Below are 13,812 nucleotides of genomic sequence, written 5' to 3'. Positions count from 1 at the left end.
TATCCCTTCAAATATCCCTTCAATTATCCCTTCAATTATCCCTTCAATTATCCCTACAATTATCCCTACAATTATCCCTTCAAATATCAACCTCAATAAAAACCATTGGTAAGTCCTTAAGTTTCAATTTCAATGAACATATTCAATAGTGCCTTCAATTAACAGTATTCTTAGCAATGTTAATGTTGGTTCTAATTACAACAAGCTTTAACTAAAAGAATTTTAATTTTCTATAATTAGTTTTAAAAAATTTCCGAGGCAAATAAAAAATGGAGATAAATAACGAAAATTCTGAGATTTACTACCGGGAGGAGCTCCACTCTATTAAGGAAGAAGTAACATCCCTGCGAAATGAGTTCTCACGATTTTTGCAGAGAGCAAACCAGCAACATATTGAAGGGATGATTGAAGAGATGAGAAAAAGTTTCATGAAGCCCATGGTAGATTATTTATGTGAGGACGCAAGCGATAGAATGCATACCTGTATGACAGCGGACTGCGGGATGCGGGATTTTTGTGAAAAGGCTTTTCGAGAGTTTCTGCAAGAAACTGCAGGGCTTGTTGGAAGAGGCAGGATCGAAACTGAAACAATAAAACTTTACCAAGACAAGCTGGCAGAATTAAAAAAGGAAGCAAAAACCTCAAATTGCAGCAGATGTTTTTCGGAAGCTACGAACGTTTTTGAAAAGCAGGTCAAACTTATGCGTTCGCTCCAGATTTATGAAGAAGAGGACAAAGAGGATAAGAAAATAGATATTAGCGAACTTGAGCCTGAAAAACTGGTCACTGAAGTTTGCGAGCCGATAGCAAACCGACAGCGTCTCATTATGCTCAAAGCGCTTTCAGGAGAAAGCAAAACGTTTTCCGAACTTTCCAAACTTACAGGTCTGCGTGGCGGAAACCTGCTCTTTCACCTCCAAAAACTGCTTGAGACAGGGATGGTTTTACAGCGAAACGAGCGGGGAGATTATATCATTACCAGGAAAGGCTACTCCACTCTGCAGGGACTTTCCAGAATCTATTCTGAAATTGAGAAGGAATAAAGAAGCGAAAGTAGCCAAAAGTAGTATTAGTAAAAAAGCAATTGCAGGGAAAAAACAGTCAATGAAAAGGCAATGGCAAGGAAAAACCCAGTCAATGAAAAGAATAACAAGGAAAAAACAATAAGAAAACAGTATAAAGACAATAATAACCAGTAAAATTACAAAGCCAATAAATTGGCTTAAATCAAACAAATTATTCCAGCAGTCATTTTAGTCGTCAGACACTTTAACCGTCAGCTACTTGCTGCTAGTCACTTTGGCCGTCAAGCACTTTAGCCATCGTTATTTTAGTCATCGTTATTTTAGTCATCGTTATTTTAGTCATCGTTATTTTAGCCATCGTTATTTTAGCCATCGTTTCCTATTGCGTTAACCGGACAGGTTTCTAACGCTTCTTCACAAAGTTCTCTTTCTTCGTCATCTTCAGGCTGCTTATATACATAAGCATTGGAATCATCATCGTTCATCTTAAAATTCTCAGGCGCAGTATCTACACAGAGATGACAGGCTATACAGCTGTAGTCACAATAATAAGGTCCTGGAATATTTTCAACAACTTTATCTGAGCTATCGGCTATACTTCACTCCCCCATTGTGTTTATTTTACAATAAGAGTAATTAAGAGAATTTTTATATATAACTTAACATTCAAAAATAAATTTTGTAGTGAATTAAGTTTCTCGATAAGCTACGCAATACGTACATCTTAATGCATATCAAAAAGGCCTGGTTTAGTAACTAGCCAGTTTAGTAATTATTCATATAGTTTTTTGAATTTTTCACTGTTGCACATTTGTTTCAAAACCGGAAAACAATCTGGTTAAAACTTGAAAACAGCCTGTATTGAAATTTTACGAAATATACTTAATTCTATTCGCTTTTTATTAAATGGAAAATATAAAATTGTTCTACATCCATACCTTGAGGGAAAGTGTACTACGGAATAACAAAGGAATAACAAAGGAATAACAAAGGAATAACAAAGGAATAACAAAGGAATGGCAAAGAACAATGAAGTAATAGTAAAGGAATAAAAACGTTGTACTAGTATAATGGGGAAATAAGTATGGGAAATCAGGATCTTACCGGCCTCCCTCTGAAAATCAAGTTACTCAAGCAGGAAGCTTCAGGCGGAAGCCGTATTGAAGAACTCATTGCAAAGCGGAGATCTGTACGGAGAAAAAGATAGAAAACTATCTGAGTCCGTTATTTCTCGTTTGCTCTGGGCCGCACAGGGCATAAGTTCAGAAGACAGTTTAAGAACCTCACCTTCTGCAGGTGCGCTTTACCCGCTTGAAATTCACGTTGTCGTCGGAGGAGGAGGCAAGCTTGAACCTGGGGTTTACAGGTATGTTCCTGAAGACAATACCCTTATTCGAGAAATTGCAGGCGATATGAGAGAAAAACTCTCAAATGCCGCTCTTTCCCAACCCATGATCAGGAGTGCTCCTGTTTCATTTGTGATTTCTGCTGTCTATGCCAGAATAGCAGGCAAATACGGGAATAGAGGCCTTCGTTATACATATATGGAAGCAGGGCATGCCGCACAAAATATATCTCTCCTGGGAGTGGAACTTGGAATAGGAATCTGTACAGTAGGAGCTTTTGAGGACGAAGAGGTGAAAAACGTGCTTAAACTACCTGCAAACGAAGAACCTCTATATATTTTACCTCTAGGCTATATTTGAATTCTTTTACAGCATTATATTTTCGAGATATCTCTAGCAAAGCCTCCTATGATACCAATTTCCTTGCAAATAGTCAAGCATTCAAAATTGAGAACCTTAAAGAGAAAGGAACTTAAGAGGGATGAGATTAAAAAGGAATAAAGGAAGGGATTACAAAGAGAGTAACGGGATTGTAAAAGGATTGTAAAGGGATTGTAAAGGGATTGTAAAGGGATTAAGGAACATCAGAGGTTCTTTTTATTTTCAGGGCTCATTTCAGAGTTTTCCCGAATTAGCTTGCCTTCAGAATACCGATATATTGCAAGCTCGCCTGTGGAAAACCTGACTTTCCTTATATCCTCGTCGGAAATACCTTCTATATATTTGACCAGAGCCCTCAGACTGCCCTGGTGGGCACAGACCAGCACATTTTTTCCTGCCTTCACAGCAGGCAGGATTTTCTCCTTGAAATAAGGTACTGCACGTTCATACACGACTTTGAGGCTCTCTCCTTCAGGTGGACCTGGCTGAAAGTTCCACCGCCAGGAGGCAAGTTTGTCAGCTCCGTATTTTTCTTCCATCTTCTGCTTTTTTCTTCCCTGCAGCTTCCCGTAGTAACGTTCATTTAAAGAAGGCGTGAAATAAATCGGGATAAGTTTTTCGCCTAGTTTTTCAGAATAAGAGTACCAGTTCGTTTTCCCTGGATTTCCTTCATTCTCCGTTTTCTCATGGACAACGACTCCTGTTTTCTTCTGCTCGGACAATATTAAGAAAAGGGTTTCCTGCGTCCGCACAAGGTTTGAGGCAAAAGCAAGGTCCAGCTCGAATTTTTCAAGTTCTGCTGCACACTGAAGAGCCTCTTCTATCCCTTTTCTGCTGAGAGAAATGTCCACCCAACTGGCAAGCCTTTCTTCGGGCTTTAATCCAGGTTCTCCATGCCTGACAAGTATAAGATGACCCATAAAACAATACTCCATATAATCAGTTTCTACAGCCAGGGGCTAGCAAATATAGCCAGAAGCCAGCAAGTATAGCTAGAAGCCAGCAAGTATAGTTAGAAGCCAGCAAGTATAGCTAGAAGCCAGTAAGTATAGCCAAAGCCAGTAAATATGGCCAGAAGCCAGCAAATATATCCAGAAACCAGTAAACCTTATGGTTTATTACATCTTCGATGCAGGCCTGAACTCAAGCCGGATATTGTAGAGAAGGTGCCAGAGATCACCTTTTTTTTCCATTCTTTCCGCATCAGTTACAGCTCCCTGCCCTTCGAGCTCAAATCTGATACTGCACTTCCCGAAGGTGACTTTTCCAAGCCTGCTTTCCATCCTGCTATAATCAAGGGCATCGGCAAGCCGGATAAGGGCAGCTACTTTAAGGGTAAGCTTCTGAAGGTCTTCAGGCATTTTCCCGAAATTTTTTTCTTTAAGTTTCTCAATTTTCTCTTTGTCTGCACTCTTTTTATGCAGGAAAGCAGTCCAGGCAATAACAGGTCTGAGTCTTTCAGGCACCTCTAAAGGCGGGTGAAGGAGTAAAATGTTCCTTCCTGCTTTATGATGATTTTCAAAATCTGTTTTCACTCCGATATCGTGGACAAGAGCAGCTGTTTCTATCAGGTTCCTCATTTCGGGTTTCAGTCCGTGTATAGAAGCAAGAATGTCAAAGAGCTTAAGAGCATTCCTGGCCACGTTATCGGCATGGCTGCGTTCAATTTCATAAATACTGTAGAGATCCTCCAGAGGCAATGGCTCAAGACGAAGGTCTTTCTCAGGTCTTTTATGTTTCAATGATTTATGTTTCAATGTTTTCACGTTTGAATCTTCATCTGGCTGATTACTTCCTAAAGGTTTATTAGCCGAACTCGGATTAAAAACCCCTTTAGATATGAGTTAGACCTCCATTATACATGAGTTAAACCTCCTTTATACATGAGTTAAACCTCCTTTCTATATGAATTAAAATCTCTTTCCATCTATTTCTTATATTTATCTACATTAATCAAATTAATAATATTTTCATCCCAAATTTAAAATAAATGCAATAGGTCAAATAAATTAGCAAAGATTGCAAATTTAAAATCAGGTCAAAAATTATTTTTTTTACGATCGTTTATTAAGGATGCCTTCTTTTTCTCAACCCGCTCAAGAAGAGCTTTTCCAAGGTTAGAATACTCTTTTTTTACAGGTTTTTCTTTTTTCATGGTTTTTTGGGCGAAAATAGCCTCTTCTTCTTTGTTATCAAAGAAGCCTGAAAACTGGTCAAAAAGTAGAATTGAGGTTTTAAGTAGATTTTTCTGCCCTGAAAGGTCTCCAGAGGAAAGCTCTCCTGCGCGTGTGAGAAGCCCTGCAAATTGTTCAAAGGTCTCGAGGAATTTCTGACTTTCAGCCTGATCCTTGACTTCATCTGTCATTTTTGAGAGGTATTGCTCGCTTTCAAGCTTTGCTATGCCAGGCCTGTCACTGAAAAGAATGAATAATAGGGCCTGATAAAAAGGATAATAGAATTCTGGAATATGGGGACCAATAGAGGCTTCGGATGCTTCTTTAAAGTAATTGACGGCTTCTTTCAGCCCGAAAATATAAGTAGCTTCATTTTCCGCCCTTAGTGCTTTCCAGAAAGAAGCTTTTCCTAGCGAGCGGAAAGCATACCTTCGGACATAAACGTACGGATTGTCAGTAAGCGCCTGCAGATCTCTCCAGGCCTGGGTTTTATCCGTCATATAAAAAAAAGCAGGCCCAAGGGCCCGTGTTGCAGCCCTTTGAACAAAACTATCACTATGATCGGAAAAACTCAACAGGTCCTTCCAGGCTTTTTCTTTATCCGGCACTTCTTTATAACCTGAAGAGAGGGCAAGAATCGCTCCTTTCCTAACTTCCCGATCTTCAACTGATACAAGCTTTACAAGCTCGTTCCAGGCTGCCTGCTTATTTTCACAATAGGCAAAAGCAACAGCAAGAAGTTCTGCAGCTTTCCTCCTGAGCTGAGTATCCTGGCTTTCAGTAAGCCTCACAAGGTCGAAAAAAACGGTGGACTTTTCCTCAACCTCTGGAAAGACCTCCGAAAGCAAGTCTGCAGCATTCCTTCTGGTGCCTGTCTCCTCCTTTCCGGCCAGGTTAAGGAGTTCCTTCCAGATATCCTGCGTTTTGCCGGTATATCGGGAATAAGTAGCAAGAAGGGCTTCTATTTCGCCTTTTCGCCTCTGGGGATCCGGGTCCGAAGATAAGTTAATAAGCTTACTTATAACTTCTTCTTTGTTGGAAAGATCAGAGCTTGAATCAGCAAACAAGTCCTTCATATTTTTTCTTTTTATATGCTCTTTGCTCTCTACTTCAGGCCCGGAATAATCAGAGACAGGGTTTTTAAATAGGCCCGAAGCAGGCTTTTTGTTTCTTTTTTCTTCAATCTTGACACTACCATTTTTTTCTCCTGATTTTCTTTTTTCTCTGAAAGTACCTTCTTTATGGAATTTGTTATCTCCTCTTGACTCATGCTTCTCCCATAGTTTCTCTTGCTCTCCGGAGTTACTTTTCTCCCACGTTTTATCCTGCTCTCTAGAGTTACTTTTCTCCATTTTATCCTGCTCTCCGGAGTTACTTGTTCTTATCTCTTCCAACCCCTTACCTACCTCAGGTATACTACATAACTCTGGATAAACAGAAACAAGTGTATCCACAATATTTCGGAGCAAAGGACTATCCTTGGTTTCAGCCAGGAGTACAAGCTCGGAATATGCCTCTCTCCTGGAGAAAACGTGTGGAAATACCTTAATGAAAATATTAATCGCTGTACTCTGCACGGCTTCGTCCTTGTCTTCAGAAAGTTCGAGGAGTTCCTCCCATCGTGAGTCTTTGTTATCCAGCCCTGGAAATAAGGACACAAGCGCGTCAGCGGCCATGTTCCTGATATAATCATCTCTGGCTTTTGCCAGGCTCAGGAAATCAGCCCATATTTTTATTTTATCCGGCATCTCAGGAAATATAAAAACCAGGGCATCGATAGCCTGCCTTCGAATATACTCATTCTCGTCTTCTGTAAGCCTGAGGATGTCATCCCAAGCCGTTTTCTTATCAGGGAGATGAGAAAAAACCGAGGGTAGAGCCAGAAGGGATTCTTTCTGGACCTCAGGGTTTCCTGATACTGCAAGTTCCATTAGAGTCTCAAGGGTTTCATCCTTCATCTCGTCTGGCATCTGCATGTAAATAATTCCGAGAGTCCGGGCAGCTTGCTCCCTTACCTTTTCATCCGCAGATTCGCTAGCCAGTTCAAGTACTTTGTTCCAGGCTTTTTCTTTTTCTTCATCCGCCAGTTCAGGAAAAACAAGGCTCAAAAGCAAAGTCGATTTCTCCCTTACATAAGAATGTTCTGATGTTCCCATTTTAAGCAGGTCTTTCCACACCTGCACCTTATCAGGGACTTCTTTTATCAAATACTGAAGCGAGCTGACAATTTCCCTGTTAACATCTTCCATGCTTGATCTGGAGTTTATCAGCCCGGCAATGTCTCCCCATGCTTTATTTTTGTCCGGCATAAGGGAAAATATGCTGACCAGAGCACTGGCTGCAGTTATCATTACGGATTCTACTGGATAGGCTGTCAGATTCACAAACTTGTCCCACACAAGCTTCTTATCCGGCACATTAGGAAAAACCATTACGAGAGAATTAACGGCTTCTTCCCTGACTGCATCGTCTTCGTCAGAACAAAGCCTTAACAGATCTTCAAAAGCCTGTCTTCTGTCAGGCAAAACCTCAAAAAAAGTTTCCAGTTGCTTTACAGCTTTTATTCTATCATCCGAAACCTGACTGAAAGTTTTGTTATGTATCTCTGGCTGCTCACTCAAGAATTCCCACCAACTTTTCTCTAGTGTCGTCCTATATAAATATCCTTTATTTACAATATCACAATCTGGCAGGTTTCCTCATATAAGTATTGATTCTGGATTTTAGCTGGAAGTAAAAATTAGTAAAGTGAAACCTGCAGTTAACCGCAGCTTATCATAGAATTAATTGCAATCATGATTAGAACGGTTTACTCAAAATAATTTCACGTTTTCATTTTCTGCTATTGCAGTCATGTAACGTGCACAGATGTAATGTGCACAGATGACTCACTATTTTAGTTCAACTTTGAATTTGCTTCATTTTACATGGTCACTTTTGCTAAGACTGAATTGGAATTGTGACGAAGCTAGAAATAGACTAAACAAAACAATATAAAATCATACACAGGCAGCAAGAAAAATTGATAAAAGCAAAAAAACAGAATTTAGAAACTTCTTATTACGCACGACAGTTTTTCAATCTACAGCTTTCTATTTTCTGAGTTCTTAAAAAGTAAATATAAAATGATAATGATAAATATCATTGTGTATATTTCAGGGATTCCAAGTTCAGTAAAACTTTTTAAAAGTAAATTCGGAGACATATTCCTCCTTTTATGAGTTGCTTTTATGAGTTGCTTTTGTAAGTTGTTTTTATGATTTGTTTTTATAATTTGTTTTTATAATTTGCTTTTATCCCACTTTCCGCAGATGTACACAAAAATGCCACTTATTATCTCAATACGGCAATAAGCTAAAAACTTAAAATCGGATTTGATGAGATAATATGGCAAATCGGCAAATAAATTCTACATCTGTGTACATCTGCGGAATGTAGGTTTTATGATTTGTTTTTATGATTTGTTTTTATCCGACCTTCCGCAGATGTCATCAAAAAACAACAATTTTCCTGCTATCGGTTTTGGATAATTTCTCAAAAATTTCCTGTTATTATCAACTGAAGTTTTGGAAAATCTAGCTGAAAGTTTTCATTGAAGGTAAAAATGTCGAAAATCGTAGAACGTTTTAAAAATATTTTCTTCTGACATTATATGCAGTTACCAGACAAAAACGATAACGGGAAAAATTGTGAAAATTGTAGGGACATCTGCGGAAAGTAAGTTTTATGATTTGTTTTTATGATTTGTTTTTATGATTTGTTTTTATGATTTGTTTTTATGAAATATTTTTATGTGTTGTATCCTCAAATGATTTTGCATATTCAAAAATATTTGAAAGTACTACACGATACAACATCAGGTGACGCAAAAAGTAAGTAGCAAGTAATATGGACGAAACTGGATTTTTCAAATAATTTTATATCATTATTTGAGTTTATTATATCTTTTCCTGCTCTGTTTCTACTCTATTTTTTACAATTTATGTTAATTCAAACAATACTGACCAGATGAAAAAGAAGAACACCGAACGAAAATAAGAATCAGAGAATTAAGATATTATATAAATCTATTTTAGATCCCTTTTTCAGATTTACTTGAAATAGACAATAGCAACTTTAAAAAACATATTTATAGGGCATAAGTACCTCGCTGAGCCCAGGTTAAGTCCCTTTTTGAAGAATGTCTGTAAAGTAGTAATACAAGACTCAGTACCAAAATCTAGTGATGAATGTAAAACTCAAAATCACTAGATTTTATAAATGGTCACCATCCATGTAATACAACTTAGTGATTCAAGTCTTTAGATAGCGAATATCGATTTTGATAAAAACTGGATTCTTCTTGCTAATTAAGACTTTCTATCAAAAATGCAAAAATCACTGGATTTTGGAACAGAGTCTAATACAAGGAAAAATTATAAAATTAGCACATGAGGCCCTGGAATTTTTGCAAGAAAAATTGAGTGAAAGAAAAAAATACCGTTTTAGAAATACCATTTTTAGAATTATTTACCAACCCTTACAACATATGTACAAAAATTCAAAAAATCTAAATAATTATATATCAGCATTAACAAGGTCATCTAAACATTTATCATACACCAGGATAAAAACGATTTAATATATGCTCCGCAACTTTAATTGTCTTTAGTTTTAAGACCTTCCGCTTTACATTGTCTTAGATACTGATTTAAATGTCCCCTTCTCCACATATTATAAAACGACTCAATAGATAATTAAAGTATGTGTAATTATAGTACTTATATAATTGTGGAATATAGTATCTAATGAGGATATTAAAATAGAAGGCTGAAATAATGCGGCAACAGGACTTAACAATTAAACAGCTGGCACAAAAAATAGCAGATTTTATCGAACCTGTCATCCCTTATCTGTTTATCGGGTCTAAAAAAGCGGCTGAAGAAGCATGCAAAAAAATGGGGTCTGAAGTTTGGGAAACTGAAAAAAAACTCTGGGAAAAACTGTGTTCGATGGAATATATTGAGTTTAAAGAAGCCGCTGGGGATATGGTTGTTGCACCTTCTGATACAGACGTAAGGCAAGTTTTTACTCAGGAGATTTTAACATTGCTTGAAGGAAACCCTGATTTAGTTAAAGAAGTTTCGTCTTTTATGGATTATAAAGCAGTACAGAAACTAATGACCGAAGATACTTCGGCCAGGATTACAAAACAAACCTCAGAACAGGGTTCAAAACAAACTCTGATTGACAGAACCAGAGTATTTGATGAATTTAACAGTCTGCTTGAAGCCTTTATATCAAGAGAGAACACTTCTAAAAGTCCGGAGCGATATGGAATGCCCGCTACCGAAAAACCTGTTACTGGTCTGGGAGTCGTAGGCGAAAAGAGTCAAAGTGACTTACGAATTGAGCAAATTGCAGAGATTAAACATATCACAAAACCCGATTTTGAAAAAGCCAGTGCTGAAAGTACCGATAATGAGATTCAAGATAGAGTTCAAAAGGCAAAGGCTCTTTTACTGCTAATCTCACGTCTGGAAAAGCCGGAAAAAGACGAGATCATTGAAGAAATCCTTGATTTTGCCTCCCGGATTCAGTATGGCGATTTAAGGTCACAGGCACTCTCTTTAGCTGTCCTGTACCTGAATGGGCCAAAAAAAGCCGAATCTATTGAGAAAGCCCTTGAATCTGCCTCCCATATTCAGGATGAGAACGAAAGAGCCCTTGTCCTTTCCTCACTTCTCCCTCACCTGAAAGATCCAGGCAAAGAAGAACTTATTGAAAATATATTTTGCATCTCACACCATCTTCAATATGGAGATACAAAATTCCAGATACTTTCCTCGCTTGTCCCGCATCTTTACGGGTTAAAAAACGAAGCCATTATTGAAAGAGCTCTTGAACTGATAGAGGTGATTTTCTCCGACTATCAAAAGGTACAGGCTCTCTCATTTCTTATCCCGTATCTAAATGAGCAAAGAAAAGAAGAAATTCTTGAACAAGCTCTTCAATTAGCTTTCGGCCTTAAAGATAAGGACATGAGGCCAGAAGCTCTCTCTTATGTTCTCCCGCACCTGGAAGAACCTAGAAAAGAAGAGATTTTTAATAAAGCCCTAAATATAGCATCCATGATTAAATCCGAATTCCAAAAAGCTGAAGCTTTATCTTTACTTGCTCCATATATTGATGAGCTGGAAAAAGAGTAAGTTATGGGATGTAAGCTGTAAAGGGTAGTAATGATACTACACTAAAACAGCAAGACGGCGGCTCATTTGCAGTGAATTGACGCGATTGCACAGGGAGGTGATACACATGCGTAGACATTTGGCAGTTTTTTGCAGCCAGCAAACCCGCATGAATACTGGATTCTTGTCACGCTTAAAACCCCAAAACAGGCATGGGTAATATAAAACCCTTACCCACCCTCAAAAACGCAAACAGGGGCGCTGTAGGGGCTTAAACGCACCCTAAAACCACCCCTATTTTATCAAGCGTCCATCAGTCGGTCAACCTCGTTTTGTTCGGCAATGAGCCAAGAGGAAAAGTCGGTCAGCTTCATTTCCCCGCGCTTTACCTGCCACTTGCGCTTGACCGCTTCTTTTCGGAACGCCTTAAATGCTTCACCCATAGCCGCCGTCTTTTCGGGATTGGCGGCTTTTTCGCGCCTTAACTTCCGCAGACGGTTGTACCAGTAATAATACGCAGCTTCATATAGCTGCTCCAGTCTGTCACCCTTTGCCCTCTCGTCAAACTCCCGTTTGGCTTCTACCGCCTGTTTCTTGCGGCACTTGTCCGAACACAATTCATTATGGCGGCTGCGGGCAAGAAAGTCCTTGCCGCAGACCTTACAACGCTGAAATACGAAACCCCATTCTTCAATTTTGTGCAGATAATAGGCAATCACAGGCAGGAACGAAGTTGACGCAACGACATATTCAAATGACCGCTTCAATGCGGGATACCACAATTCCACCGCCGCTTCTTCATCCCGCAAGACTTGCGACAGCGTGGCGGCGGTTTCTTCCTGCCACGGTCTGCTATGCTCATACAGAAAGAACGGGCGGTAAAGAGCGGACAGCCTTTGAATGAGCAAATCCGCGCCGTGATTTAGATAAAAGCAGTTTAGGTATTCTTCCCAAGTCCGAATGGCGGCTTGCTTGGGCTGAAATCTGCAACGGTTTTTTGAAGCAGAACGGACACGCTGAGCGCATAGACCACCGCAGCTATGAGCGGCAAGGGATAGACCAAATCCCCACCATTCATTTAGGCGTGGCCGCTTCACAGATGGAGAAGCGCGGCATTGTCACCGAGCGCGGCAACCTCAACCGAGAAATCGAAGTGAGCAATCAGCGTTTGCGGCAGCTAAAGGCGCGTATGGGCAAGCTGCAAAACTGGCTGAAAGAGGAAACGGAAAACACCACGCTGCCCACTCTTGCCGACTATATTCAAGAGATACTTTCACGAAAAGCAAAGGCGGGAAAATCGCACGTTTCGCAATCCGTCTATAACCTCAAGGACGCGGCAAATATGCTCAACTTCCTCACCCGCAATCACATTATGGATATGGTGGGGCTTGATGAAAAGTTTTCGTCCATGATTGGGGAGCAATTCGATATTCGGGATAAGCTGAAACCCATTGAGCGGCGGTTGCCTGTCCTCAAAAAGCATATCGAGCAAGCCAACATTTATTTGAAATACAAGGGCAAAAAGAAATTGAACAAGGCCGATCAAATCCTGTTTACGGCGGCAAACGCCTATCTCAAAGGCGTGATGAACGGCAAGACCACCCTGCCGACAAGGGCATGGAAAGAGGAATATGCCAGACTGACCGCAGAGCGAAAAACGCTCAATCAGCGGTATCTTGCACTCAAAGACGAGGTGAAAGAAGCCGATCAAATCCGTAAGAGCGTTTACAGCATTTTGCGGCAGAAGCAGCGGGAACAGTCACCGCGCAGGGCGCAGGATATGGATAGATAAAAACGCCCCACGACGGCAAACACATTGCCGACGTGGGGCGCGGGTTATCTTGCTAATCTCGAAAACCACGGTTTTGAATGTTGGCTAAGTGGTTTGCTCATTTGCTACACCTACTGGCAAAAAGGCAAAGCTAAATCAACCCCACTAATCTAAATTTGATTTATCGCATTTTCTTTTCAAAGCGGAAGAAATAATCTCCGCCTACCATGTCTTCAGGCGTATTGGGGTCCTTGTGCTGGGGATTAAAGAACTCCACGATGTGAAACCCACAGCAATTCACATAAAAATGAATATTTCGCTTTTCAAAATATGGAGTAACGGTCTCCCAAACCTTTGTTGCAGGATTTAGCTTTTCAATCTCTTTCCAAATAAGCTGCCCCACTCCACGGCTCTGTGTTCCGTATTTCACGTAGAGAAAATCAAGATGATTATGCTGCGTTTTCTCGTCAATTACAACGATTGCCCCGCCTACCATTTCACCATCCAAAATTGCTTTATAAGCGATTGCCCCCACAGCATTTAATGAGCGGTCAATATCATCTTCGGGAAGTATCTCCGTATCCAAATCAGCGAACTCCGCTGCGGCTCCTTTTTGAAAAGCCTCTTGCATATCCTTTTTGTACTCTGTCAAATCCTCTTGACTGACAGGTAATAGATTAAAATTCATATCGTACACTCCTTGTTTAATAATGATACCTTTTGCGCGACACAATTCCATAATCTAGTGATTTCTCTTATTGTTCTTTCCTCAAACCTACAATTTTCTCTGCTAACTACCTCAAAAAGCTGCAATAATCTTGAAAAACAAATTCTTTGGCATTTTTGCCAAAGAATTTGTTTATTCATTAGATATTTTTTTTGAATATTTTATCTAAAATCAATACGCTCCGCTACTTTCTAAAGTGTAACTTTTATCAAAATAACTTA

At 39.6% G+C, this 13,812-nt stretch carries 11 protein-coding genes; 5 read left to right on the top strand and 6 right to left on the bottom strand.

What is annotated here, in order from left to right; all coding sequences use genetic code 11:
- The first annotated feature begins 269 nt into the window (after window positions 1-269).
- Window positions 270-1,043: a winged helix-turn-helix domain-containing protein gene (locus ASJ81_RS03330; protein ID WP_095643236.1), complete on the top strand. Its 774-nt coding sequence runs from the start codon at window positions 270-272 to the stop codon at window positions 1,041-1,043.
- A gap of 347 nt (window positions 1,044-1,390) precedes the next feature.
- Here ASJ81_RS03330 and ASJ81_RS03325 read toward each other — a convergent pair whose 3' ends face one another.
- Window positions 1,391-1,555 (bottom strand): ferredoxin, encoded by a 165-nt coding sequence (locus tag ASJ81_RS03325; RefSeq protein ID WP_394339131.1) that lies wholly within the window; start codon window positions 1,553-1,555, stop codon window positions 1,391-1,393.
- Window positions 1,556-2,109: 554 nt separating this feature from the next.
- Between ASJ81_RS03325 and ASJ81_RS24135 the strand changes: the two genes are divergently transcribed.
- Together ASJ81_RS24135 and ASJ81_RS03320 are read left to right on the top strand one after the other, a co-directional pair.
- Window positions 2,110-2,232: a hypothetical protein gene (locus tag ASJ81_RS24135; protein WP_275112525.1), complete on the top strand. Its 123-nt coding sequence runs from the start codon at window positions 2,110-2,112 to the stop codon at window positions 2,230-2,232.
- The gene (locus ASJ81_RS03320) at window positions 2,186-2,731 is read left to right on the top strand and encodes a SagB/ThcOx family dehydrogenase (RefSeq protein ID WP_245859755.1); all 546 of its coding nucleotides are present in this window, start codon (window positions 2,186-2,188) and stop codon (window positions 2,729-2,731) included. The genes ASJ81_RS24135 and ASJ81_RS03320 overlap by 47 nt, the downstream gene beginning before the upstream one ends.
- 224 nt (window positions 2,732-2,955) lie before the next feature.
- Here ASJ81_RS03320 and ASJ81_RS03315 read toward each other — a convergent pair whose 3' ends face one another.
- The 3 genes from ASJ81_RS03315 to ASJ81_RS03305 all read right to left on the bottom strand — a co-directional run bounded on the left by ASJ81_RS03315 (window position 2,956) and on the right by ASJ81_RS03305 (window position 7,547).
- Complete coding sequence (locus ASJ81_RS03315; RefSeq protein ID WP_095643234.1) at window positions 2,956-3,672, bottom strand: histidine phosphatase family protein; 717 nt, start codon at window positions 3,670-3,672, stop codon at window positions 2,956-2,958.
- Between the two features lie 198 nt (window positions 3,673-3,870).
- Complete coding sequence (locus tag ASJ81_RS03310; RefSeq protein ID WP_095643233.1) at window positions 3,871-4,518, bottom strand: HD domain-containing protein; 648 nt, start codon at window positions 4,516-4,518, stop codon at window positions 3,871-3,873.
- 272 nt (window positions 4,519-4,790) lie between these two features.
- Window positions 4,791-7,547 (bottom strand): HEAT repeat domain-containing protein, encoded by a 2,757-nt coding sequence (locus tag ASJ81_RS03305; protein WP_095643232.1) that lies wholly within the window; start codon window positions 7,545-7,547, stop codon window positions 4,791-4,793.
- Between the two features lie 2,196 nt (window positions 7,548-9,743).
- Between ASJ81_RS03305 and ASJ81_RS03295 the strand changes: the two genes are divergently transcribed.
- On the top strand, window positions 9,744-11,114 hold the full coding sequence (locus ASJ81_RS03295; RefSeq protein ID WP_095643230.1) for a hypothetical protein: 1,371 nt from the start codon (window positions 9,744-9,746) through the stop codon (window positions 11,112-11,114).
- A 281-nt stretch (window positions 11,115-11,395) separates the two neighbouring features.
- Here the strand turns inward: ASJ81_RS03295 and ASJ81_RS03290 are convergent, their stop codons facing one another.
- Window positions 11,396-12,001, bottom strand: coding sequence for a hypothetical protein (locus tag ASJ81_RS03290; RefSeq protein ID WP_141241577.1), 606 nt, complete (start codon window positions 11,999-12,001; stop codon window positions 11,396-11,398).
- A 35-nt stretch (window positions 12,002-12,036) separates the two neighbouring features.
- Between ASJ81_RS03290 and ASJ81_RS03285 the strand changes: the two genes are divergently transcribed.
- Window positions 12,037-12,885, top strand: coding sequence for a MobA/MobL family protein (locus ASJ81_RS03285; protein ID WP_095643228.1), 849 nt, complete (start codon window positions 12,037-12,039; stop codon window positions 12,883-12,885).
- 160 nt (window positions 12,886-13,045) lie between these two features.
- On the opposite strand, the gene ASJ81_RS03280 is transcribed toward ASJ81_RS03285, so the two are convergent.
- Window positions 13,046-13,516, bottom strand: coding sequence for a GNAT family N-acetyltransferase (locus tag ASJ81_RS03280; protein WP_212556023.1), 471 nt, complete (start codon window positions 13,514-13,516; stop codon window positions 13,046-13,048).
- Window positions 13,517-13,812 lie beyond the last annotated feature (296 nt).

Source organism: Methanosarcina spelaei (assembly GCF_002287235.1).
Lineage (GTDB): Archaea > Halobacteriota > Methanosarcinia > Methanosarcinales > Methanosarcinaceae > Methanosarcina > Methanosarcina spelaei.
The sequence above is the reverse complement of the archived record's forward strand: the minus strand, read 5'-3'. Positions and strand labels throughout refer to the sequence as shown.

Excerpts from the sequence above, each read along its gene's own strand:
- ASJ81_RS03330 (WP_095643236.1), top strand. The coding sequence starts at position 270 with ATGGAGATAAATAACGAAAATTCTGAGATTTACTACCGGGAGGAGCTC.
- ASJ81_RS24135 (WP_275112525.1), top strand. The coding sequence starts at position 2,110 with ATGGGAAATCAGGATCTTACCGGCCTCCCTCTGAAAATCAAGTTACTC.
- ASJ81_RS03315 (WP_095643234.1), bottom strand. The coding sequence starts at position 3,672 with ATGGGTCATCTTATACTTGTCAGGCATGGAGAACCTGGATTAAAGCCC.
- ASJ81_RS03295 (WP_095643230.1), top strand. The coding sequence starts at position 9,744 with ATGCGGCAACAGGACTTAACAATTAAACAGCTGGCACAAAAAATAGCA.